Raw genomic sequence first — 22410 nt, 5'->3', positions numbered from 1 at the left:
CGGGTGGTAAGAGGAGTGGCCTAGAGGTAAGCCGGATATAGAGAGCTACGAGCCGGCTAGGCCGGTTGGGGGCGGTGGCCCCGTAGGCCATACCAGAAGATGTAGGCGTAGCACAGCAACGGCAGTACAAACGCCCAGCGCAAGGAGCTGGCGTCGGCCACCAGCCCGAAGAGCAACGGCACCAGGGCCCCGCCCACAATACCCACGTTGAGCAGGCCCGAGGCCTCCTCGGTGTGGCGCCCCAGGCCCGCCACGGCCAGCGTGAAGATGGTGGCGAACATGATCGAGTTCATCAGGCCCACGGCCAGCAAGCTCCACATGGCCACCTCGCCGCTCGTATTAATCGAGATGAGCACCAGCACTACGGCCCCAATGGCATTGAAAGCCAGCAGGCGGCCGGGGTTGAACTTGTTGAGCAGGTAAGCCCCGATAAAGCGGCCCACCATGGCCCCGCCCCAGTAGTAGGAAACCATCTTGCCGGCAGCTTTCGGCGTCAGGCTCATAATATCAGGCAGGTGCAGGTAGCTTACAATGTGCGAGCCAATGGCGACCTCGCCGCCCACGTAGGCAAAGATGCCCAGCACGCCATACACCAGGTGGCGGTAATGCCAGGCCCGGCGACCCGGGTCGTGCTCAGTTTGGGCATGAATGATTTTGGGCAGCTTCAACAGGCCTAGCAGCACGCTAATCACCAGCAGGACCACGCCTATGCCCAGGTACGGTACCTGCACGGCCCGCACGTCAATGGCCGCTGCTGACGTAGATTCCAGATCGGGCAGGTTGGAGAGAATGAAAGCAGTGCCCAGCAGCGGGGCCACGGTGGTACCCAGGGAGTTGAAGGCCTGCGTGAGCGTAAGGCGGGCCGGGGCCGAGCGCGCCGGGCCCAGAATAGAAACGTAGGGGTTGCCGGCCACCTGCAGCAGGACTACGCCCGTAGCCAGCACGAAGAGGGCGCCCAGGAACAAACCATAGGAGCGGCTGTCGGCGGCGGGGTAGAAGAGGAAGGCGCCAAGCGCGGCCACCAGAAAGCCGACCAGCATGCCGCCCTTGTAGCCAATGCGCTGCACCAGCTTCCCCGCCGGGATGCCCATCACGAAGTAGGCTCCGAAGAAGCAGAGATTGATGAAGTTGGCTTGGGTATAGGAAAGGCTGAAAATAGCCTTCAGATACGGAATCAGGATGTCGTTGAGACAGGTAATAAATCCCATCATGAAGAACAAGACCGTCAGCGAAGCCAGCGCCGAGGTATAGCGCGGGCTTTGCTCTCCTTCGGTAAGGGCCTCAGGCCGGGGTAAGGTAGATGCGGAAATAGGGGCAGCCATAAATGACAAGAGAAGTCGAAGGATAAGAGAGGATGAAACTGCCGTGAAAGGGCAATTCTGGAAGGCGTTGCCAGATCTTCGGCAGCAGGGGCTGAGCCCCAAGTGGGCCGGCTTGCTCCCCTAAAACAAAGCCGGCCCGGGGTCCCAATGGGTCTAGCAGAATCCCACGGGAGGATGCGGAGTCTTTTACTTTCTGGCGGGAATCGAACAGCAGTTATTCAATTCCTTTGGGCTGTAAAACCTGCCGCTAAGCTTGCCTAAGCACAGAAGAAAGGTTCTCCGCCGTGCCTAGGCCTGCTCACATGCACTTGGTGCCCCAGCCCGGCAGTATGGGCATTGCCCGGCTGGGGGGTAAGCCTAATAACCAGGGTTTTGCTGCAGCTGGGCGTTGTTGTTGATTTCCGACTGCGGCAACGGGAACAGCAAATAGTTGACATCAGCACGGTTGAGCTTTTCCTGAATCAGGTTCAGGGCCGTAACGGTGTGCGCACCGGGCTCTACCTGATTATGGCGGGCGTAGCGGAGCAAATCGTACCAACGCTCCCCTTCGAAGGCCAGCTCCAGGCGGCGCTGACGGTCAATCTCATCCCGCATAGCCTTCTTGGTGGCATACTGGGGCGAGGCGGCGGTGAGTGGCAGCAAGCCGGCCCGCGTACGCACCAGGTTCAGCTTAGCTAACACGTCGGCAGATGGCCCACCTTGTTCGTTGGCAGCTTCGGCATACATCAGCAGCACGTCGGCGTAGCGCAGGATGTAAGTGTTATCGGGGCTGTTGAAGGCATTCGGAGCGCCGGGCCATTTATACACGAAAGGACCCGCATCGTTGGGGTTGCTGTTGATGCCATTCACGAAGCTAGCGTAGTCCTTGCCGGCGTTGGTGCGGCCAATGAGCGTCCAGCGCTTATCCACGTTCGGCTTGCGTACTCCTCCCGCCAGGAAGGAAGACGTATCGGCGAACTGGATCAGCTCGGCCGTTGGAATGTTGAACTTCGGGAACGAGTATGTGGCCGGAGGAGAAGGCAGCAGCAAATCGGGCAGGATGTTGTTGCCGTCTGCGTTGCCCTGGTTCTGCACCTCCAGAATGGTTTCAGGGGCTTTGTTTTCCGCCGGATACAATCCTTTGAAGTTAGCGAGCAGCGAGTAGGTACCACCGGTAATGACCTTGTTGGCCGCCGTTACGGCCTGTGCCCACTGGCGCTGGGTCAGGTACACCTTAGCCAACAGAGCGTTTACCGCGCCTTTGGTAATGCGGTTGGGGTTGGTAGCGGGCGCTAGGCCATCGGCCGTCGTCAGATCCGTTGCAATCTGGGCATACACGGTTTCAACAGAGGTGCGCGGCAGGGCTACCACCGACTGTTCCCCGCTTTCCGTGGGCTCCAGGCGCAGGGGCACCGCGCCATACAGCTTCACCAGGTTGTAATAATGCAGCGCCCGCAGGAAGTAGGCCTCCCCCAGAATCTGGTTTTTGCGGTCGGCGGCCATCGATACGTTGGGCACGTACTTGAGCACGGCATTGGCCCGGTTGATGCCCACGTAGGAGTCGCGCCAGATGTTGCCCACCTGACTGGTGGTGGGGGTCCAGTTGATGCGGTCCAGGGTCGTCACGTCGCCGTTGATGCTGGTGCAGTTATCGGAGGGCATCTCACCTACTACCACCAGATCCTGGCTGTACAGGCCAGTGGCCTGGAGGGCATCGTAGGCCGCCGTGAGGGCTGCTTCGGCGTCGTCGGCGCTTTGGAAGAAGTTCTCGGGGGCAATCGTGGGAAGCGGCTGCTTATCAAGTACATCGCAGCTAGCCAGGAAGGCGAGTGCGAAAACGGGGATTAATATCTTTTTCATGGGATGGGTCAGGCTCAGCTTAGAAAGAGGCGTTCAGGCCAACAGTGTAGGTGCGGGATTGGGGATACACGCCAAAGTCCCGTCCAAAGCCAGTGGAGGAAAACGGATCAGCACTTACTTCCGGGTCGTAGCCCGAGTAGTCCGTCCAGGTTATCAGGTTCTGGCCGCTGACGTAGAGGCGCAGGCTGCTGATGTGGGCTTTGGAAATCACGCTGGCAGGGAGCGTGTAGCCCAGGGTCAGATTCTTGAGACGCACGTAGCTGCCGTCTTCAATCCAGCGGGAGGAGAAGCGCCCGTTGTTGTTAGGGTCGTTGAAGACTGCCCGCGGGATGCTGGTGTTGGTATTCGTGGGCGTCCAGCGGTCCAGCACTGTCGTGAGCTGGTTAACCGGGCCGGTCAATGACTCCAGCGCCTGACGGTTGCCGTTGTAAATATCGTTGCCGAAGCTGCCCTGGAAGAATACGCTCAAATCCAGACCCTTAAACGCGAAGGTGTTGGTCACGCCACCCTGGGCTTTGGGGTTAGGGTTGCCGATGATCTTGCGGTCATCGTTGTTGATCTGACCATCGCCATTCACGTCCACAAAGCGGATGTCGCCTGGCTGCGGGTTGCCCGGCTGCGTGGGGGCCGCCTTGATTTCATCTGCCGACTGGAAGATGCCCTGCACCTGGTGCCCGTAGAATACGCCCAGCGGCTGACCCGTTTGGGTGATGCTGTTGGCATTAATAATGGTGCGGTTAACCAGTTGATTCTGGTCGTTGAACAGGGTACCCAGGTCCACCACCTTGTTGCGGTTGATGGACAGGTTCAGGTTGGTGTTCCAGGAGAAACCGCCATTCTGACCTTCTACATTGACGGTGTTCAGGGCGAATTCCAGGCCCTTGTTCTCTACTGAGCCTACGTTCTGGATGATGTTGAGCGTTCCGGCACCCGTGCTGGGGGCCAGCGGTACGCTCAGCAGCAGGTCATTGGAGCGTTTGCGGTAGGCATCAATATTCAGAGTGAGGCGGTCATTGAACATGCCGAGGTCTACCCCTAGGTCATACTGCTGCGACGTTTCCCACTGGAGTGAGCGGTTACCGATGCGGTCGGGGCGGATACCACCCTGAATGGTGCCGGCCGAGCCCGCGTAGTTGGAGCCTACGCTGTAGGAGCTAAAGCTCTGGTAAGTGTAGCCTAGTTCCTGGTTACCGTTAATACCGAAGCTGCCGCGCAGTTTCAGCTCAGACACTGAACCCGCCTGGGGGAAGAAGCTTTCCTTGGAAATGCGCCAGCCCAGGGCAACGGCCGGGAAGTAGCCGAAGTGGTCGGCAAAGCGGCTGGTGCCGTCGCGGCGCAAGCTCAGCGTAGCCAGGTAGCGCTCATCAAAGCTATAGATGGCGCGGGCGAACAAGCTGGTTAGGCCCCATTCTTCCTCGTAGCTGCTCGTGCCCAGGCGCTCAGTACCGGCAGACAGGTAAGGAACGGCGTTGGAGGCATAGCCCCGCACGGAGGCGTTGGAAGCGAAGCGGTTAGACTCCTGGATGGACTGGCCAGCCAACAGCTGGAGGCTGTGTTTCTCCCCCAGAGTGGGGTTGTAGGTAACCGTGTTTTCCCACAGCCAGATGGCCTGCTGGGTAGTACCGGTACGGCCGCTGCCGCGCGTAGAAGCATCGGCCCGGGAAGTGCCGGGGTAGTCGCGGGTGATGAATTCGTTTTCGAGCTGGGTGCGGAAATCCAGGCCCAAAGACGTGCGAAACTTCAGGTTCTTGACAATGTCATACTCCCCGTACACGTTGCCGATGACCTGATAGATCAGGGCTTTGTTGTTGGTTTCCAGAAGGTTGCCAACGGGGTTGTCGGAGAGGGAGTAGGGGTTCAGTCCATACGCGCCATTGGCATCTCGCACCGGAACGGTCGGAATCTGGGCCAGCGTACCGAGTACGGTACCCGAGTTGCCCAGGCCGAGCTCGCTGCGCACGCTACCGTTGGTGTTGGTGCGGCTCATGTTCAGGTTGGTGCCCACCCGGAACTTGTCTCCCGCCTGCTGATCGAAGTTCAGCTTGAAGTTGAAGCGGTCAAAGCCCGAGTTACGGATGATACCATCCTGCTTGAAGTAACCGCCGCCCACGTAGTAATGGGTTTTGTCGGTGCCGCCACTCACGTTGAGCTGGTAGTTCTGGATGGCCGCCGTACGGTACACCTCATCCTGCCAGTCCGTGTCGTAGGGGCCTGGGTTATTTACGTCCGTGAAGCGCGGGGCCGCGCCGCCATTAATCTGTGACTCATTGTAGTAAGCCGCAAACTGGCGGGCGTTGAGCACGTCCAGCTTCTTGCGGATCTGCTGAACCCCGTAATAGCTGTTGAAGCCCACCTGGGGCTTGCCCGTGCGGCCCCGCTTGGTGGTAATTACTACTACACCGTTGGAAGCCCGTACGCCGTAAATAGCCGCGGCCGCGCCATCCTTCAGCACGTCAATCGACTCAATGTCAGCGGGGTTGATGGAGTTCAGTGGGTTGGGCTTCTGGTTGCCGATGCTCAGCTCCCGGTCATAGGTGGGCAGCACGGGTACTCCGTCAATTACATAGAGCGGAGAGTTGCCGCCCGTAATGGAGCTGTTACCGCGCACCTGAATATTGATGCCAGCGCCCGGCGCGCCGGAAGGAGCCGTCACCTGCACGCCCGTAACCTGACCCTGCAGGGCCTGGTCGAAACCCGCTACGCGCTGACGCTCAATCTGCTCTGACTTTACGGAAGCCACGGCCGTCGTCAGTTCCTGCCGGTTTAGGGTGCCGTAACCCACGACTACCACTTCCTTCAGGGCCTGGGCATCATCCTTGAGCGTAACGCTGCTCACCTGCGCCGGCTGGCCCTGCACCACCGTAACGGCCTGGCGGGTCGTGGAAAAACCTACCGAAGACATCACCAGCGTATAGTTGCCGGCGGGTACGTTGGAAATAGTGTAGGCACCAGTCGCATCGGTGGCGCTGCCCAGGTTGGTGCCTTCCAGCAGTACCGTCACGCCGGGCAGACCTTCGCCTTTGGCGTCTACTACGCGGCCGCTTACTGTGCCGTTGGTCTGGGGCACCGCATTCAGCAACGAGTTTGAGGCGGAAGTGCCAGGGGCCGCTGCCAGCGCAGGCTGTGCGGCACCGAAGCCTGACAGCAATACGCCGCCCACTGCCGTCAGCCAAGCTTGGCGACGAGAGGGGAGGCCGGGTGGGAATTGTAATGAAGTCGGCATAGAAAAAGGGGATTAAGTGAAGTGGGACTGTTAGGGGAAATGCGGAAGCTGCCAGGGTAGTGCGTGGCAGCCAGTAGGGAAAGTGCGTCGATGGCCTGGCAGGGGAGGCCTAGGGATAGTGGCTTAAGTGAGCCGAGGGGCCTACGCTTACTGGGTGGGCGGCCAGGGCTGCCCGCAGACATTCCTGAGCGGAGTGGGTGCCCCAGTGGGTAAGCAGGGCGGCCAGGAAGGCATCACTGCTGCCCAGCGTATCAGGGGCGGTGGCCGGGGGGCCGGCGGCGCTGATGAGCTCATGGCGGTACCAGAGCGTAGCGCCCGCGGCGCCCTTGGTTAGGCACACGGCCTCCAGGTTGAAGTGGGCCGCCAGCCAGGGCAGGGCGGTGGCCTCAGCAGCGGACTGGCCTAGCCAGCCCATAATCTCGGCCAGTTCCGGCTCCGTAAGCTTGACCAGATCGGCCTGCCGCAGCAGGTATTTCACCACCGTGCGGGTGTAGTGCGGCGGGCGAAGGTTCACGTCGAACACTTTAAACCGGGCTACCTGCAGCAGCCGGTACAGGGTCTCGCGGGTGGTGGCACTGCGGGCTGCCAGGGAGCCGTACACCACCATGCGGGCTGCGGCCACGGCGGCCCGCAGCTCATCGGTGTGCTGGAGGTAGTCCCAGGCCACGGGCTCCACAATCTTGTAGACCCGGGGGCCGGGCGTGAAGTTTACTTTCACAACGCCCGTCAGGTGAGTCTGGCTGCGCTGGATCAGGTGGCCGTCGAGTCCCTGGTCCTGCAGCAAGGTCAGCAGCTTCGTCCCTAACTCATCTTCCCCCACCCGACTGATGAGCTGGGTAGGGTGACCCAGCCGGTGCAGCTGCCCGGCCACGTGGTAGGGCGCCCCGCCGGGCTGGCGGCCGGCCGGCAGCATATCCCAGAGGAATTCCCCTATGCAAACGATGGCGGGTGACGGATTCATGGCGGTAGCAGAGTAGTAGCAAAAGTCCACTACCGCGCCGCCGAAGGCATTCACAATTCTTTCAAAATGTGTTCAATCAATGAAAAACATGCAAGCAATTGATTTTCAATAAAGTATATCAATAAAAAACCGAACCCTACAGGGGTTCGGTAGCACTTTTGTAACAGGCCTGTCGGAAATATATCAGTACTGCGGGGCAATGTGCAGGTTCCGAAACTCCGAGGGCGCCAGCTGATAGTGCGCCTTGAAGCTGGCCGAGAAGTAGGAGGGCGAGGAGAAACCCAGCTCGTAGGCCACCTCGGCAATGGTGAGTGTTTCGTCGAGCAGCAGCTCGCGCGCTTTGGTCAGGCGCAGGCTCTGCACGAAGTCGGTCACGCCGGTACCCAGCACGGCTTTCACCTTGCGGTAGAGCTGCATGCGCGAGATGCCCAGGCTGCGGGCAATATCCTCCACGCTCAGGTCGGAGCGGGTCAGGTTGGCTTCCACAATGGCCGTGAGGTCGGCCAGGAATTTCTGATCGGGGTTGGTGGGGGCTACCGTGGCCGTATCGATGGAGAGCTCCCGCCGGAAGTGCTCCCGCTGCCGGGCACGGTTGGCCAGCAAGGTGCGGATGCTTTCCAGCAGGAAAGTCGGGTTGAAGGGCTTGGTCAGGTACAGATCGGCCCCGGCCTGCACGCCCTCTAGCTGCTGCTCGCTGGTGGTGCGGGCCGTGAGCAGCACCACCGGAATGTGGGAGGTGCGCCAGTCGGCCCGCAGCTGCGTGACCACCTCTAGGCCACTCAGGCCGGGCATCATCACGTCGCATACAATCAGGTCGGGAATCAGCTCCGTGGCCATCCGAAAGCCGGTATGGCCGTCGGTGGCGCTCTGTACCCGGAAGTCGGTGCGCAGCTTGCGCGTCAGAAAGTCGTTGACCTCGCTGTTGTCCTCAATCACCAGCACCAGCGTTTCGCTGGGCGTTTCCGCCGCTGCCTCCTCCAGCGGGTGGCCTAGGGCAGAGGCAATCGGCTCGGGCTCATCCAGCGAAAGCTGGAGCGGAGCCGTGGGGCCGTGGGCGCGGAGCGGCTCGGGTAGCTCGCGGGGCAGGGTCACGACAAACGTGCTGCCTTGCCCGGGCTGGCTGCTGAAGGTTAGCTGGCCCTGGTGCAGGCGCACCAGCCCCTGGGCCAGCGCCAGGCCCATGCCCGAGCCTTTGGCGACGGCACCCTGCTCGCCCTGGTAAAACCACTCGAAAATATGGCCCTGATCCTGGGGGCTGATGCCGTGGCCCGTATCGGCCACGCTCACCCGGACCGAACGGCCTTCGTCGGCGGGCTGCAGACTGATGGTGATCCGTCCCTGGTCGGGCGTGAACTTGAGCGCGTTCGAAAGCAGGTTGAAGAAAACCTTATCCAGGATGTTGCCATCAAACCAGGCCAGCAGCACGGGCTGGGCCACCTGAAATCGCAGATCCACGCCGCGCATGCGGGCGGGCTTCTCAAACGCATCTACAATCTCGCGCACGAAGGCCACCAGGTTGCTTTCCGTGGCGCGCACCTCCATCTTGCCCACCTCAATCTTGCGAAAGTCCAGCAGCTGGTTTACCAGCTGCAGCAGGCGCTGCGTGTTGCGGCGCACCAAGGCCAGGTCATGGCGCTGAGGCTCGGTCAGGTCGGGGCTGCTGGTGAGCAGCTCTTCCACCGGGCCCAGAATCAGGGTGAGGGGAGTGCGCAGCTCGTGGGAGAAGTTGGTGAAGAAGCGCAGCTTGGCTTCGGTGTCGGCGCGGGCGCGCTCGGCCAGCATTTCCAGCTGGTTGCGCTGCTGCAAGATCTCCTCGTTCTGGTGCACCAGCTGCTGGTTGATCTTATCGTTCTCCGCGTTCTGTAAGGCCAGCAGATGGTTGATCTGGCGGTTCTTGCGGGCCGAATGCCACGCGGCCGCCCCCAGCGCTACCGCCCCCAGCAGGGTAATCAGCAGCCAATTGAGCACCACCTGCTGGCTGGCATAGGTTTGCTGCAGCCGGTGCAGCAGGCCCTGCTGCCGCTCAATGTCCTGCTGCTGGCTGGCCATCTTGTCGTTCTGCTGCTGCAGGGTCAGCACGTTGGTAGAGTCAATGACGATGGTGCCTAGCGTGTTCTGCTTGTTGAAAGGCGCCTTGTGTAAAATCTTCAGGGCCGTTCGAATGGCTTCCTCGCCCCCCGGTGAGTACAGGATGGAGGCCGCGAGGACGCCGCGCTGCACCAGGTCAATGCCTTCGCCCGCGCCCGGCAGGCCATCCACGCCAATGATGCGCACCCGCTTGGTCAGCCCGAGCTCCTGGCACACCTCATAGGCGCCGTGGCCCATGCCGTCGTTGTGGGAGAAGATCATGGTTACTTCCGGGTGGGCCTGCAGGGCCTTGGTCAGGGCAGGCTTCAGGGTTCGCACGGTCCAGTCGCCGGTTACCTGGGCCACTACCTGCAGGCCAGGGTAGGCCGACAAACCCTGGGCAAAGCCCTGGTGGCGCTCCGCGGTGGCCGAAGAGCCCGGCGTGCCCAATATCTCCAGAATATTGCCGCGCTGCCTGAGTACCCGGGAGATGTAGCGGGCCGCAGTTTGCCCTACCTCCACGTTGTTGCCGCCCACGTAGGCCGTGTATTGGTCGGAAGCAGTGCGGCGGTCCAGCAGAATCACGGGGATGCCGCGGCGGTAGGCCTCTTCCACGGCCGGCGTGACGGGGTCGGCCTCGTAGGGGGAAATGATGAGCAGGTCCACGCCGCCCTGCACCAACTCCCGGATCTGCGCCTGCTGGCGGCGGCTGTCGTCCTGGGCGTCAAGCACGCGCAGCTCAATCTCGGGGTGAAAGCTCAACTCCTTCTGCATGCCCGCCAGCATGGCTTGCCGCCAGGGGCCGGCCATACTGCACTGCGAGAAGCCAATACGATACAAGGGCTGCTTCTCCTCGCTACCGCAGCCCAGCAGCCCGATCAGGAGGAGCAGTACTAGCAGAACCCCGGGGGCTCGATGGAATGCCATGTGAATGGGGGTTGTAGGCAGCCCGTGCTCCCGAACGCGGGAGGCTGGGCTCTACTCAAAGATATCAGATACTTTTTTAAGGGGACAGCAGTAAAGTGGCCCAGGCGTGCGGCCAGCTACTGCGTAGGCCTATAGTACGTCTTGCTATCCGGGCCTCTGCACGGCCGCCTCCGCATGAGCCGCAGTGTGGAGGGCGGCCCGCCGTACCAGAATCCCCCATAAACACGAAGGGCCGCCCGGTGGGGTGGCCCTAAACGTAACTTGATGCTTGGCTACCTGAAAAATAGCCGACGCGAACGGGTTAGCGCACAATAAATCCTTTGGCTTCCCAGACTTTCACGTTTTGGGTGCGCACGAAGCGCGTTTCAATGTGCCCCCAAGCATCCTGGTGGTACATAACAGTTTTGCCTTCCTCCCGGGCGTGGAGGGCTTCCAACTGCTCGGCATGAGATAGGGCAGGAGCGGCCGGTTCACTTGGTTTCCGGGCGCGGGCGCGTTTAATTGGTGTTGACATGAACAGAGAACGTGATGTTAAGTAAAAAGGGTCCACTTTTATTTTTGGTGCGGACAACCCAGCTAAGTATAGCGCCAGCCGGGTAAGGCACTCCTGGGCCTCATCCGGCTGCTTTAAAGACCAACCAGCTGCTAGACAACGTATCAGGGGGCCGGGATGTTTTTAGCCGTAGTCCTTAAAACTGCCGGTTACCTGTTGCTAATGCTCATCCAATAACAAACAGCACCTGCCGGCATGGCCTTCCTGAACAACCGCTAAAACCGGAGTAACCTCCCCCGACGCCGCTACTGCGTCGGCAAATACCTGGAAGATACTGTGTAGGCCAGTCGGGTTGAGAAAGTGGCTAACCTGGAACGAAGGTTGGAAAATTTATCGATATACGTGGCAGAACCCGGCCGAAAGCCGGCGGGGGAGCCGATGGCGGCGGAAAAAATACATCACTTGCTAGGCCACTCCGGTGGGGCACCGCTACGGCTGTAGGCCAGGCAGCGGGGTGATGATGCGCCCATCTTCCATTTCGATGATGCGGTGGGTTCTGGCCGCAAACTCCTGGTCGTGGGTCACAATAAGCAGCGCCTGGTGGTAGGAGTGGGCCAGTTCCTGAAAAATATCAAACACCACCTCACTGTTCTTCTTGTCGAGGTTGCCGGTGGGCTCGTCGCCCATAATGATGAGCGGGTCATTGATAAGGGCCCGGGCAATGGCCACGCGCTGCTTCTGGCCCCCCGACAGCTGGTTCGGGTATTTGAGGGCTTCCTGGGCGATACCTAACAGCTGCAGCTTTTCGTAGGCCCGGCTTTCGAGCTCCAGCCGGGAGAAGCGGCCGAGCTTCTCGGCGGGAAGCATCACGTTGCGCAGCACCGAAAACTCGTTGAGCAGGTAGTGAAACTGAAATACAAAGCCAATTTTCTCATTGCGCACCCGGGCCAGCTCCGCCTCCGTTTTGGGGCCCATCAGGGTCCCGTCAATGGTCAGCGTGCCCTCGTAGGCGGTGTCCATGGTGGAGAGAATGTAGAGCAGCGTCGATTTGCCGCAGCCCGACCTTCCGACAATGGAGGCGAACTCGCCACGGGCTAAGGTAAACGTGATTTCACGCAGTACCTGCACCTGCACCGGGTCGGCGAAGTACTTCGTGATGTGGTAGGCTTCCAGCATGGGAACACGCATCTCACTTGCCTCGGATAATGATGACCGGATCAATCTGGCTGGCCTTGCGGGCCGGAAAATAGCCCGCCAGAAAAGTGGTAATCAGGGCAAAAACGCCGGCAATACCGTAGAACACCGGATTGAAATCAATGGGATAGGTATGCACGGTGGGCAGCGAAGCCGGGTGAAAGGGCAGCTGACCGATCAGGGCCGACAGCCCCAGCCCACCCACCAGGCCTAGCGCCCCGCCAAACACCCCAATGGACAGGGCCACGAGCACAAATATCCGCTGCACGTCCTGCCCCGAAAACCCGACGGCCTTGAGGATGGCGATGGTATCCATTTTCTCGTAAATCATCATGTTCAGAATGTTATAAATCCCAAAGCCTGCCACCGTCAGCAGCGTAATGCCCACCGCGTATGAAATCAGGGTGCGCACAAACGTGCCGGTTTCGAACTCCGAGTTGGCGGTCTGAATATCCAGAGCCTCCACTTCGTAGAGCTGCTGGTACTCCTGGGCCACCGCCGGAGCCAGCGCCCGGTCGTGGAGCTTAACCTGAATGTCGGTGACATACTGGCTGGATTCGCCCAGCAGCTTCTGGGCCGTGGCCAGGGAGGTGTAGCTCTGCACCTTATCGATTTCGAGCAGGCCCGACTGAAACAGGCCCACGACCTTGAGCTGCACCCGCTCGCCCCTGGGTGTAGTCACCTGAATGACGTCGCCCAGATCCGTCAGCATAAGGTCGGCCGCGCCCTTGCCCAGAATAATGCTGTTGGGCACCGTTTTCAGGCTCAGAAAGTTGCCAGCTACCACGTAGTCGCTGAACGCGAATAACGCGTTTTCCTCCTCCACCGCAATGCCGCTGATAGTGCCGTTCAGGGTGAGGGTGCCCACGTTGTAAAACACCTGGGTCTGAATTTTCGGGGCCACCCCCAGCACCCGCGGGTCGAGGCGGATGGCGGCCATTACGGCGGCGCTGTTGCGGATGCGCGGCAGCTCGTTGCTGGGCTTGATGGAGTGGATGAAATTGTGCTGCCGCCTCCCGCGGGAGTACAGGTCGATGGGCTGGTGAGGGGCCGGCTTCAGCTCGTTGTAGAGCCGCACGTGGGGCGTCCGGTTCAGCACCAGCCCATCCAGCAGCTGGTTCAGGCCCGACATAAAGCTGAGCAGGGTGATAAACATGGTGATGCTGAACGTGACCCCGATGGCCGCCACCAGGGTTTGTCGGCCGCGGGCCCGCAGCAGCGAGTAGGCCACGCTGTAGAGCAGGGGCGTCATCATGACTCGGGGGCGGTAAGTACGTCCGCGGGGCTCAGGCCCGCCCTGATTTCTACCATCTGGTAGTCGCTCAGGCCCGTTTTCACCCGCACGGGCTGACCCTGGCTGTTCAATACGGTGGAGTCGTTGAGCAGCAGGCGGCGCGGAATCAGCAGCGCCTTGCTTTTGGTGCGCAACACGATGCTGGCCTCGAAGCTCAGGAAGGGGAAGAGCACGGGGGGCTGGCGCACGAAGCGGGCTTCCACCACAAAGGTTTTGCTGTTGGCATTCATCAGGGGCACCACGGCCGTTACGCGGGCCGGAAACACCTGGCCCCGGTAGCTGTCCATGGTCACGAGTACCTGCTGCCCGGGCCGGATGTGGACGATGTCGGCTTCGTCCACCTGCATTTCCAGCACAAAGTGGCGCCCTTCGCCGAGCACGGCCAGCGGCGTCTGGGGGCTAATAGCTTCGCCCTGCTTGGGGTAGAGCTTATACACTACGCCCCGCACGCGGCTGCGCAGGACAAAGTCGCGGGCCTGCTGCTGGGCAATGCGCAGGTTGTTGCGGGCCTGCGCGGCCCCGAAACTCAGCTGGCGCTCCAGCGTGCGCCAGCGGGCCACGGCCGCATCGTAGGCCGTGCGGGAGGCGCTGTAGGCCAGTTCCCGCTGCTCCAGCGCTAGCTTTGTGCCAATGGATTGCGCCCACAGCCGGCGCTGGCGCTGGAGTTGCAGCTGGTCGTTTTGCATGGTGCGGCGCTGCTGGGCCACCAGCTCCCTGGCCTCCCGGAGCTGGTCCTGGTTGGCGGCTACGTCAGCAAACCGCGCGCTCAGGGCGGCGTTTTCCTCCTGCAGCCGGGAAACATCGCTGGCCACCGCCAGCAGGGGCGTGCCCACGTTCACGGAGTCGCCTTCGCGCACATAGATGTCGCGGATAACTCCGCTGACGCTGGCAAAGGCCTGGTACTGCTGCGCGCTCTTGATGGTGCCGGCCGCGTACACGCACTCCGAAATGGCCGAAACCACGGGGCGGACCTGCTCCGATTTGCTGGGGCAGCCGCCAAGCCCTGTTGCCATCAGCAGGCCATAAATTCCCCGGTTGGCAACCAACAGGCGGCGCCATGCCCAAGGCCTGGGCGGGAGTACGGTCTCGAGCCTGCCCGGCGGGAGGGGGAATGCAAAAGGCTTTGCCAACCAGCGGAGAGTCATATGCTAGAAAAACCTAGGGTGCGAATTTCCTGTAGGCCACTCCGCAGGCTGATCTGCAGAAGGGCCCGAGGGCTGCGGGGCTGCCCCGCCAGCAACTGCCCGTCGGAGGACGGGCCCGTTGCTGCCGACCCCTGCCGGAGCGGAAGTTGAGAACTAAACCGGGTTACCGGGAATGACTTAAGTCATACAGCACCAAGAAAGGAGTATCTTTTTCAGCGTAAGAACACCTGAAACCGGCCCTGAAATCGGGGGCGGCGCTGCTTCCAGCTAAACAGGCCGGAGGCCGGCGCTCGGCCAAGAAGGCGTATTGGTCGTGGCCTATAGTAGAATTGGTATAACAAGCGCGTCGCCTAGGCTGACAGCAAAGCCAAATAGTCGCAAACGGCCCGCCTGCTTGTCCCGATTGCCCCTTTTGCGGGGGATGCATTGGTTGTAACCTTGTGGCTCACTTATCCTCGCCCCTCACATCATGAGAAAGATCCGCATCCTGGAACACATCTCCCTGGACGGAGTAATCCAGCACGAAGACGGCGACGGCTTCGCCCATGCCAATTGGACGGCCCCCTATCGCACGCCGGCGGGGCTGGCGGCCGTAGTGGAAGCCCAGGGCAGCCCCTTCGATCTGCTGCTGGGCCGCCGCACGTATGATATTTGGGCCAGCTTCTGGCCCCAGGCCGGCAATAGCCCGATGGCCAGCGGGCTGAATGCCGCAACCAAATACGTGGCGACACACCGGCCGGAGAGCCTTAACTGGGGCCCGGTGCAGAGCCTAGGAGCGGACATTCTCGCGGGCATTCGGGACCTCAAGGCTACGGAGGGCCCGGCCCTGATCGTGTGGGGAAGCTCCACGCTGACGTCCCTGCTGCTCGAGCAGGGGTTGGTCGACGAGGTGGTGCTGCTGGTCTACCCGGTTTTGCTGGGCCGGGGCAAGCGCTTTTTTTCGGACCAGGGCGACCCGCGCGAACTCGCCTTCGTCAGCATGAAGGAAACGTCCACGGGGGTGCTGATCAACACGTACCGGTACGTGGGCGCGCTGCAACCCTAAGGCTGCGCCGATACGCCCCCGGCTCCCGAATGCTCCCGCCGCCGGCTGGTAGTGGAGCAGATAAAGGCCGGACTCGTAGGCTACGAAACGCAATTAAAAACAGGCTTGCGGTACTCGGTCCCGCCTTTGTCAACCATATGAGGCAGAAAATGGCTCACCAGCTGCTTTGCTAAACAGCGTCCCGGCGGAAGAGGGGGAAACTAGGTCACTCCTGTTCTGCCGGGACGCTGTTACTTGATTTGCCTTAACGGTGATGCCAGCGGTATAATTCGTGAACTCCCGCATCCGAACAGCTGGCCTCGCTCCCGAGCGTCAACGTAGTATCGGTTTTAGTGATAGTTATCCGGTACCAGCGAGCGTCAGTACTGCTGATCTTGGGGTCAGTTTCGCCTGCGTATACTACCCAATTACGTAGGTAGCTTGCATCGCAAAACTTGTCGCCACCATTCCGGCGCCCATAGGCCGGTTGTTGTACTAGCTTTTGGTTGTGGTGTATATATACCTTCCCATCTGCTTTGAAAATGAGTTGCCGGGTAAATCCTACAGTGGCGGGGGTAGAAGAACTAGAATTAAGCACGTCTTTAGTAGTGGATACCCACTCCCAAGAGCCGTTGGCCTGCATAAGCACGTCCCCATCTTGGTCGATTTCTTCCAACTGCTCAGCGGGAGTAGGTTCCTCGTTAGCTTCTGAATGGCAGCTACTTCCAAGGGCTAATGCCAGTGTCAAGAATAGATAAGGGGATTTTTTCACGGATCAGGTATAAGTGAAGAAATAAAAACTAATGTATTAAAATATTGCAATTTAACGCACATGCCCTTGCTGCATAATTTTAGGTGCGGGAAAGCATAATGACTCGCACGGTCCTAACCCGATAGCAGCTGAGGGTATAAAAGTGAGATAGTAAGAGCCAAACTTATCAAAGCGGGGGCTTAACCGAGAGGTAGTGGTTAGTTTTTTTAATTTACTAGGCGACCTACCTGAGTCTGCCCATGGTCAAGTTGACCAGCAGTTTGTGCAACGAGAATAATACTCACTACTCATTACGTAAGAAGGCCAACCCTACTCTAGGGTAGTACTTACTGGTACTACCCTAAACCTGTTTTCCAGACCGGGCAGGTTGGCAGACCCTCTTTCTACCCGTATGCAGACCGTCAAGAGCAATATATTGACATTCCCTATATGAGGTCCATCGTTAAAACCCCCATGTTTACCGAGTAAAATATATTATTCACTTGATGGTCTGATGGTTGAGCTTGTGTTAAGTCGTGGATTTGGCAAAATTTAGTAATGCTTTTTCTCCTTCACTTATGGCTCAGCCAGTATCCGTATTTAGCTGACACGGAGCGGGGCAGCACGCAGATAGCCTCAGCGGCCCTTCTGATGACCGAAGATGTGTACCGCTACCTGCCTGACTACGAGCGCAGCCTGCTCACGCGGGTAGCTCGGCGGGAAATAACCGTAGGCCACCTGCTGGCCTATCTGCGGCAGAAGGACCAGGACTGATGAGCTTTTGACAAGGAGAGTAACTTACACAATCGTTTGTCCTACAGGAAGTTGTTTTAAAACTGGCCTAGCGGGGGCGCTACCGCCAAAAACAGTGGGTAAGGAAAGCGAATCAGGAAATGAAAGGGATATAGACCAGATACGCCCTGGTCCGTATCTTCGCCCGGGCAGGGAGCCCCAACCTTACCTCTCTGCACCCTCTAGGAAATGGCCAAAATCAAAGTAGCAAACCCCGTAGTAGAGCTGGATGGCGACGAGATGACGCGCATCATCTGGAAGTTTATCAAAGACAAGCTGATTACGCCTTATCTGGAACTGGACATCAAGTACTACGATCTGGGCATCGAGTACCGCGATGAAACCAACGACCAGGTAACCATTGATGCCGCCAACGCCATCAAGCAATACGGAGTGGGCATTAAGTGTGCTACCATCACGCCCGACGAGGAGCGCGTGAAGGAGTTCAACCTGAAGCAGATGTGGAAGTCGCCGAACGGCACCATCCGCAATATCCTGGACGGCACCGTGTTCCGCGAGCCTATCGTGATGAGCAACGTGCCCCGCCTCGTGCCCAACTGGACGGCCCCGATCTGCATCGGCCGTCACGCCTTCGGCGACCAGTACCGCGCTACTGATTTCGTGACCAAAGGCAAAGGCAAGCTTACCATCACCTTCACGCCCGAAGATGGCGGCGAGGAGCAGTCGTTCGAGGTGTACAACTTCAAGAGCGACGGTGTAGCATTGGCCATGTACAACACCGACGAGTCGATCCGCGGTTTTGCCCACGCCTGCTTCAACCAGGCCCTCATGAAAGGCTGGCCCCTGTACCTGAGCACCAAAAACACCATCCTGAAGAAGTACGATGGTCGCTTCAAGGACATCTTCCAGGAAATCTACGAGCAGGACTACCTGGCTAAGTTCAAGGAGGCCGGCATCACCTACGAGCACCGTCTGATCGACGACATGGTAGCCTCGGCGCTGAAGTGGAACGGCAACTTCGTGTGGGCCTGCAAAAACTACGACGGCGACGTGCAGAGCGACACCGTAGCCCAGGGCTTCGGCTCGCTAGGCCTCATGACCTCGACGCTGGTTACGCCCGACGGCGGCACCATGGAAGCCGAAGCCGCTCACGGCACCGTAACGCGCCACTTCCGCGACCACCAGAAGGGTAAACCCACTTCCACGAACCCCATCGCCTCCATCTTCGCCTGGACGCGCGGCCTGGAGTTCCGTGGCAAGCTGGACAACAACCAGGAGTTGATCGACTTCTGCCACGCCCTGGAGCAAGTGTGCATTGAGACCGTAGAAAGCGGCAAGATGACCAAAGACCTGGCCGTTTGTATCCACGGCAACAAAGTAGAGCACGGCCGCGACTACCTCTACACCGAGGAGTTCTTGGAAGCGCTGGACACCAACCTGAAGAATAAGCTCGGCAAGTAATCTTTCCCGTAGCTTCTGATAAAAAAAGCCCACCCGGTTGCCGGGTGGGCTTTTTTCATGGCTGGCTAGGCCACTGCTGGATGAAAAATCTTCGCTTTCGTACATGAGCTAGTGGCCTCCGCTACCGCCTGCAATGGCCCGTGGAGGCCTCACGTTTCTTCCCTATTCTCTATTTCACTTATGAGTCAGCAAGCGTCGTTAAGCCGATTTACAGAAGCCCAGGAAACCACCTATGCCCAGGCGCTGTCCGAAATGCAGCAGGGCCGGAAAAGGAGCCATTGGATGTGGTTTATCTTCCCACAGATTCAGGGCCTGGGCTATAGTTCCACCGCCCGCTTCTATGCGCTGCAAGACCGCCAGGAAGCGGATGCCTACCTGCAGCACCCCGTACTCGGTCCTCGTCTGATTGAAATCAGCAGCGCGCTATTGGCCATACCGGGAAGCAATGTCACCAGCATCATGGGCACCCCCGACGATATGAAGCTGAAATCATCGATGACCCTGTTTGCGGTGCTTGACAAGACCCACCCGGTGTTTCAGCAGGTGCTGGATAAGTTTTTCGGTGGCCTAGCCGACCAGCAGACATTGCGCATTCTGCAGCAGCAATCTTAAGAACAACACCTGTCAATCTAGGGGTAGCACCAGAGTAGGAACAGAAAGTATCGGTAGGGGAAAACTGCGCGGGCGGGTATCTCATAGTACGGCCTTCTAACAGCAATAGGACGACGAAGCCCCCTGATAGGCATTCGCCCCACGGGGAGCAGACTCCCGGCACTTGGCGTAGGAGGATGTCCACTTCCTGAAAGAACCCCGAGTAATCCAAGCCTACGGCCGCAGCCATCCTTGCCCACTACTCGGTCGGCTGATTGCGCGTTGATCAACGAAAAAGGGCAGTTCGTCAATCGGAATTCGTCCGACGAAGTAAAGCGACTTGATTTGGGCTTTCCAACCCATTTCTGCTACTACTTCTTATCAATGAAACCGCTCCTCACTTTCCTGCTGGTCCTGCTAAGCACCCACGTCCTGCTGGCCCAATCCCGTATCACGCCGGCGCCAATGCCAGCGGACCGTGTTACCGTGACCGTGCATCCCGGCATTGAGCTGTTTACGGTGGTGCAGCTACTGGCCAGCCAGTATCCGATGCCCAACAAATCGGCTTACGCCAAGGAAACCGAGGCCTACTTTGTCCCGTTCGTGAACCATCCGGCGGTGCAGTATGCCCGCCAGCTGAAAAAGGTATACCCTGACCTGACGGAGCTGGGCTACTGCCTCGACAACTTCCCTAAGGTGCGCATGCACTATCCGGAGCATTCTGTCTGGTACACGCTCAACGGCAAAGATTCGGTGCAGACCTACATGCGCCTCTGCCAGCAGTTTTTTGAGGACAGCCATTTCTGGGCCTTTTACCAGTAGCACCAGGCCGACTACGCCGCCTGGGCCAAGCCCGTGCAGGCCCGCCTGGCCCAGGAAGGTCTGGTCAACAAGCTCGATTCGCTCTACCGCTTTCCCACCAAAGCGGCCCGCTGGGCCGTTTACCTCGACCCGCTTAACGGCTGGGGCGCCCACGCCATTTCGGCCCAGGAGCTGAACCCGCGCTACGCCGATCAGGTAGCCTACACCGTCGGCTTCCTCAACCGTGAATCGTCCGAGACAAGCAGCCCGAGCTTTAGCCTGGGTACCGAAGCGGTGGTGCTGGTCTGGCACGAGGGGAGCCATAACTACACCAGGGCCCTACAACGCCGCCACATGGACGATATCAGCAAGCTGGCTTACCTGTTCAACCCGACCGACGCGGGCATGCAGCGCAACAACATCCACAGCTGGGCCCACTGCTTCGATGAAAACCTGGTGCGTGGCGTAGTCATTGCCCTGTTCCGGCAGTATCACTCCCCGAAAGAAGCCCGCAAACAGGCCGCCCAAGAGGTAGTTGGGGACTTTCAGTACGCCGGCGACATTGCCGACGTGATTACCGCCGAATACAGCGGCCGGCCAGCCAGCCAGGATTTCGCGCAGTTCTTCCCGCGAATTCTGACGTACTTGGCGCAGAAATACCCCACTGCCGAATCGACTACCCGATGACCGTTGCCCGGCCGCGCGCCTTCCCCGAGTGGCCCATCCACCTGCTGATCTGGGCCCTGCTGCTGACCAAGGACCTGGTGGTACTCTATACCACGCCCGCCGACCGCCCCCCCGCCCTGGCGGGCGCCACGGCCGGGTTTGTGACGCTGGGCTACCTGCTCATCAACGCCACGGCCTTTTACCTGCCCGTGGGGCTGGTGGCCCGGCCGCTGCTGACGGGCGCGCTGAACTGGCCGCGTTTTGGCCGGGCCGCCGGGGGCTTGCTGCTGACGTTGCTGCTCATTACGGGGGTGCGCTACGGGATGGAGTTTCTGGTGTTCAAACCCCTGCTCGGCTTCGATAACTACGAGCACAACCCGACGTTTACCGCGCGGTGGTTTGTGGAGAACAGCGTCCGGTTTTATTTCGATTACATGCTCTACGGGCTGCTCTATGCGTTTATCCGGCATCAGTTGCTGACCGAGCGGCGGCGGCGCGAAACCCAGCAGGCGCACACCGCCGCCGAGTTGACCTTTCTCCGCTCGCAGCTGAATCCGCACTTTCTCTTTAACACCATCAATGACATCTACGCGCTGGTGTATCAGCAGTCGGAGGCCGCGCCGCGGGCGTTGCTCAAGCTGGCCGAGCTGCTGCGCTACATGCTGCACGATGCCAACCACGACCGGGTGCTGCTGTCCCAGGAGCTAAACTACCTGGCCGGCCTGATCGAACTGCAGCGTATTGGTACGAAGGACAACCTTCAGCTCGATTACCAGCTTCGGGGCCCGCTCAACGGGCAGCTGATTGCGCCAATGCTGCTGGTCAGCTTCGTGGAAAATGCCTTCAAGCACGGGCTGCTCACGGACGCGGCTCGGCCTGTTACACTTCAGCTAGACCTCACCGCTACCACCCTGGATTTCCGCCTGCACAACACCCGAATTGAGCAGCAGAAAGACCAGGTCGGCGGTATCGGGCTGGCTAATGTGCGGCGGCGGCTGGAGCTGCTCTATCCCGCCCGCCATACGCTGACCATTGCCGACTCGCCCACTGATTTTCAGGTAACGCTCCGCCTTGCCCTATGACCACCCCCATGCATTGCCTAGTGATAGACGATAAGCCGCTGGCCATCGATATCCTGACCGATTACGTGGCCAAGGTGCCGTTTCTGCAGTTGGCTGGCAGCAGCCAAAACCCTTTGGAAGCCCTCCACTGGGTGGGCGAGCGGCGCATCGATTTGATCTTCCTCGACATTCAGATGCCCCAACTCACAGGGCTCCAATTCCTGCAGGCCCTGGACCGGCGCGCGCCGGTGGTGCTCACCACGGCCTACCCCGATTACGCTCTGGCGGGCTTCGAGCACGATGTGATTGATTACCTGCTCAAGCCTATCTCGTTCGAGCGCTTTTACCAGGCCGTGCAGAAAGCCCAGCGGCGCCTGCACCCGGTGGTGGAGGAAACGCCCCGCCCGTACGTGTTTGTCAAAACCGAACATCGGCTGCAACGGATTGATCTGGATGATGTGCTTTACGCGGAGGGCTTGCAGAACTACGTAATTGTTCACACACTAACCGAAAAAATCATTGCCCGACAAACCCTCAACAGCCTAGAAGCAAGCCTGCCTGCCTCAGCTTTTGTGCGCGTCCATAAGTCGTTTATTGTGGCCCTGGCTCACGTGCACAGTATAGAGCGTAGCCGGATTTTCATCCAGGCCACCGCGGATGAGTCCCGGTGCATCCCCGTCGGCGATGCCTATCGCCGTACTTTCTACGACCGGCTGTAGCCTATATGGCCCAACCCGCAGCGCCGCTAGTAACGTGCTGCCCCAGACCAGCATTAATTGGGAAACGTCATTCAGCGAATTAGCCTACCGATAGTTTCTGTTCCTACTCTTGCGCTAC

Annotated in this window: 17 protein-coding genes; 8 read left to right on the top strand and 9 right to left on the bottom strand. The window is 59.7% G+C overall.

What is annotated here, in order from left to right; translation table 11 throughout:
* Positions 1-56 precede the first annotated feature (56 nt).
* The 9 genes from CFT68_RS21015 to CFT68_RS20980 form a co-directional block, all read right to left on the bottom strand.
* On the bottom strand, positions 57-1322 hold the full coding sequence (locus tag CFT68_RS21015) for a sugar MFS transporter (protein ID WP_088845654.1): 1266 nt from the start codon (positions 1320-1322) through the stop codon (positions 57-59).
* A 357-nt stretch (positions 1323-1679) separates the two neighbouring features.
* On the bottom strand, positions 1680-3161 hold the full coding sequence (locus CFT68_RS21010) for a RagB/SusD family nutrient uptake outer membrane protein (protein WP_088845653.1): 1482 nt from the start codon (positions 3159-3161) through the stop codon (positions 1680-1682).
* A gap of 19 nt (positions 3162-3180) precedes the next feature.
* Positions 3181-6384 (bottom strand): SusC/RagA family TonB-linked outer membrane protein, encoded by a 3204-nt coding sequence (locus CFT68_RS21005; RefSeq protein ID WP_088845652.1) that lies wholly within the window; start codon positions 6382-6384, stop codon positions 3181-3183.
* A 109-nt stretch (positions 6385-6493) separates the two neighbouring features.
* Complete coding sequence (locus tag CFT68_RS21000) at positions 6494-7345, bottom strand: PfkB family carbohydrate kinase (protein ID WP_088845714.1); 852 nt, start codon at positions 7343-7345, stop codon at positions 6494-6496.
* 183 nt (positions 7346-7528) lie between these two features.
* A complete protein-coding gene (locus tag CFT68_RS20995; RefSeq protein ID WP_088845651.1) occupies positions 7529-10339 on the bottom strand; it encodes a substrate-binding domain-containing protein in 2811 nt (936 codons plus the stop codon).
* A 301-nt stretch (positions 10340-10640) separates the two neighbouring features.
* Positions 10641-10853, bottom strand: coding sequence for a hypothetical protein (locus CFT68_RS21690; RefSeq protein ID WP_141106668.1), 213 nt, complete (start codon positions 10851-10853; stop codon positions 10641-10643).
* A 468-nt stretch (positions 10854-11321) separates the two neighbouring features.
* The gene (locus CFT68_RS20990; protein ID WP_088845650.1) at positions 11322-12020 is read right to left on the bottom strand and encodes an ABC transporter ATP-binding protein; all 699 of its coding nucleotides are present in this window, start codon (positions 12018-12020) and stop codon (positions 11322-11324) included.
* 1 nt (position 12021) lies between these two features.
* Complete coding sequence (locus CFT68_RS20985) at positions 12022-13281, bottom strand: ABC transporter permease (RefSeq protein ID WP_088845649.1); 1260 nt, start codon at positions 13279-13281, stop codon at positions 12022-12024.
* Entirely contained in the window at positions 13278-14333 is a 1056-nt protein-coding gene (locus CFT68_RS20980; protein ID WP_170934888.1) for an efflux RND transporter periplasmic adaptor subunit, read from the bottom strand. The genes CFT68_RS20985 and CFT68_RS20980 overlap by 4 nt, the downstream gene beginning before the upstream one ends.
* 601 nt (positions 14334-14934) lie before the next feature.
* Between CFT68_RS20980 and CFT68_RS20975 the strand changes: the two genes are divergently transcribed.
* The 8 genes from CFT68_RS20975 to CFT68_RS20940 all read left to right on the top strand — a co-directional run bounded on the left by CFT68_RS20975 (position 14935) and on the right by CFT68_RS20940 (position 22292).
* Complete coding sequence (locus tag CFT68_RS20975; RefSeq protein WP_088845647.1) at positions 14935-15510, top strand: dihydrofolate reductase family protein; 576 nt, start codon at positions 14935-14937, stop codon at positions 15508-15510.
* A gap of 1288 nt (positions 15511-16798) precedes the next feature.
* Positions 16799-17014, top strand: a complete 216-nt coding sequence (locus CFT68_RS21685) for a hypothetical protein (protein WP_141106667.1) — start codon at positions 16799-16801, stop codon at positions 17012-17014.
* 207 nt (positions 17015-17221) lie between these two features.
* Entirely contained in the window at positions 17222-18454 is a 1233-nt protein-coding gene (locus CFT68_RS20965; protein ID WP_088845645.1) for an isocitrate dehydrogenase (NADP(+)), read from the top strand.
* 180 nt (positions 18455-18634) lie between these two features.
* The gene (locus tag CFT68_RS20960; protein WP_088845644.1) at positions 18635-19066 is read left to right on the top strand and encodes a DUF1810 domain-containing protein; all 432 of its coding nucleotides are present in this window, start codon (positions 18635-18637) and stop codon (positions 19064-19066) included.
* Positions 19067-19429: 363 nt separating this feature from the next.
* Entirely contained in the window at positions 19430-19867 is a 438-nt protein-coding gene (locus tag CFT68_RS20955; RefSeq protein WP_088845643.1) for a DUF4932 domain-containing protein, read from the top strand.
* 33 nt (positions 19868-19900) lie between these two features.
* The gene (locus tag CFT68_RS20950; RefSeq protein WP_088845642.1) at positions 19901-20533 is read left to right on the top strand and encodes a DUF4932 domain-containing protein; all 633 of its coding nucleotides are present in this window, start codon (positions 19901-19903) and stop codon (positions 20531-20533) included.
* Positions 20530-21594: a sensor histidine kinase gene (locus CFT68_RS20945; RefSeq protein ID WP_088845641.1), complete on the top strand. Its 1065-nt coding sequence runs from the start codon at positions 20530-20532 to the stop codon at positions 21592-21594. The genes CFT68_RS20950 and CFT68_RS20945 overlap by 4 nt, the downstream gene beginning before the upstream one ends.
* Positions 21591-22292 (top strand): LytR/AlgR family response regulator transcription factor, encoded by a 702-nt coding sequence (locus tag CFT68_RS20940; protein ID WP_088845640.1) that lies wholly within the window; start codon positions 21591-21593, stop codon positions 22290-22292. The genes CFT68_RS20945 and CFT68_RS20940 overlap by 4 nt, the downstream gene beginning before the upstream one ends.
* The last annotated feature ends 118 nt before the right edge of the window (positions 22293-22410 follow it).

The sequence above is a fragment of the Hymenobacter gelipurpurascens genome (assembly GCF_900187375.1).
Classification (GTDB): domain Bacteria; phylum Bacteroidota; class Bacteroidia; order Cytophagales; family Hymenobacteraceae; genus Hymenobacter; species Hymenobacter gelipurpurascens.
This window is presented reverse-complemented; position numbering and strand designations above follow the sequence as displayed.

Bases quoted from the DNA above. Each gene is read 5' to 3' on its own strand.
- CFT68_RS21690 (WP_141106668.1), bottom strand. From the start codon at position 10,853: ATGTCAACACCAATTAAACGCGCCCGCGCCCGGAAACCAAGTGAACCG.
- CFT68_RS20995 (WP_088845651.1), bottom strand. From the start codon at position 10,339: ATGGCATTCCATCGAGCCCCCGGGGTTCTGCTAGTACTGCTCCTCCTG.
- CFT68_RS20955 (WP_088845643.1), top strand. From the start codon at position 19,430: ATGAAACCGCTCCTCACTTTCCTGCTGGTCCTGCTAAGCACCCACGTC.
- CFT68_RS20945 (WP_088845641.1), top strand. From the start codon at position 20,530: ATGACCGTTGCCCGGCCGCGCGCCTTCCCCGAGTGGCCCATCCACCTG.
- CFT68_RS20975 (WP_088845647.1), top strand. From the start codon at position 14,935: ATGAGAAAGATCCGCATCCTGGAACACATCTCCCTGGACGGAGTAATC.
- CFT68_RS20980 (WP_170934888.1), bottom strand. From the start codon at position 14,333: ATGGCAACAGGGCTTGGCGGCTGCCCCAGCAAATCGGAGCAGGTCCGC.
- CFT68_RS21010 (WP_088845653.1), bottom strand. From the start codon at position 3,161: ATGAAAAAGATATTAATCCCCGTTTTCGCACTCGCCTTCCTGGCTAGC.
- CFT68_RS21015 (WP_088845654.1), bottom strand. From the start codon at position 1,322: ATGGCTGCCCCTATTTCCGCATCTACCTTACCCCGGCCTGAGGCCCTT.
- CFT68_RS21685 (WP_141106667.1), top strand. From the start codon at position 16,799: ATGCTTTTTCTCCTTCACTTATGGCTCAGCCAGTATCCGTATTTAGCT.
- CFT68_RS20990 (WP_088845650.1), bottom strand. From the start codon at position 12,020: ATGCGTGTTCCCATGCTGGAAGCCTACCACATCACGAAGTACTTCGCC.
- CFT68_RS20940 (WP_088845640.1), top strand. From the start codon at position 21,591: ATGACCACCCCCATGCATTGCCTAGTGATAGACGATAAGCCGCTGGCC.
- CFT68_RS20960 (WP_088845644.1), top strand. From the start codon at position 18,635: ATGAGTCAGCAAGCGTCGTTAAGCCGATTTACAGAAGCCCAGGAAACC.
- CFT68_RS21000 (WP_088845714.1), bottom strand. From the start codon at position 7,345: ATGAATCCGTCACCCGCCATCGTTTGCATAGGGGAATTCCTCTGGGAT.
- CFT68_RS20985 (WP_088845649.1), bottom strand. From the start codon at position 13,281: ATGATGACGCCCCTGCTCTACAGCGTGGCCTACTCGCTGCTGCGGGCC.
- CFT68_RS21005 (WP_088845652.1), bottom strand. From the start codon at position 6,384: ATGCCGACTTCATTACAATTCCCACCCGGCCTCCCCTCTCGTCGCCAA.
- CFT68_RS20965 (WP_088845645.1), top strand. From the start codon at position 17,222: ATGGCCAAAATCAAAGTAGCAAACCCCGTAGTAGAGCTGGATGGCGAC.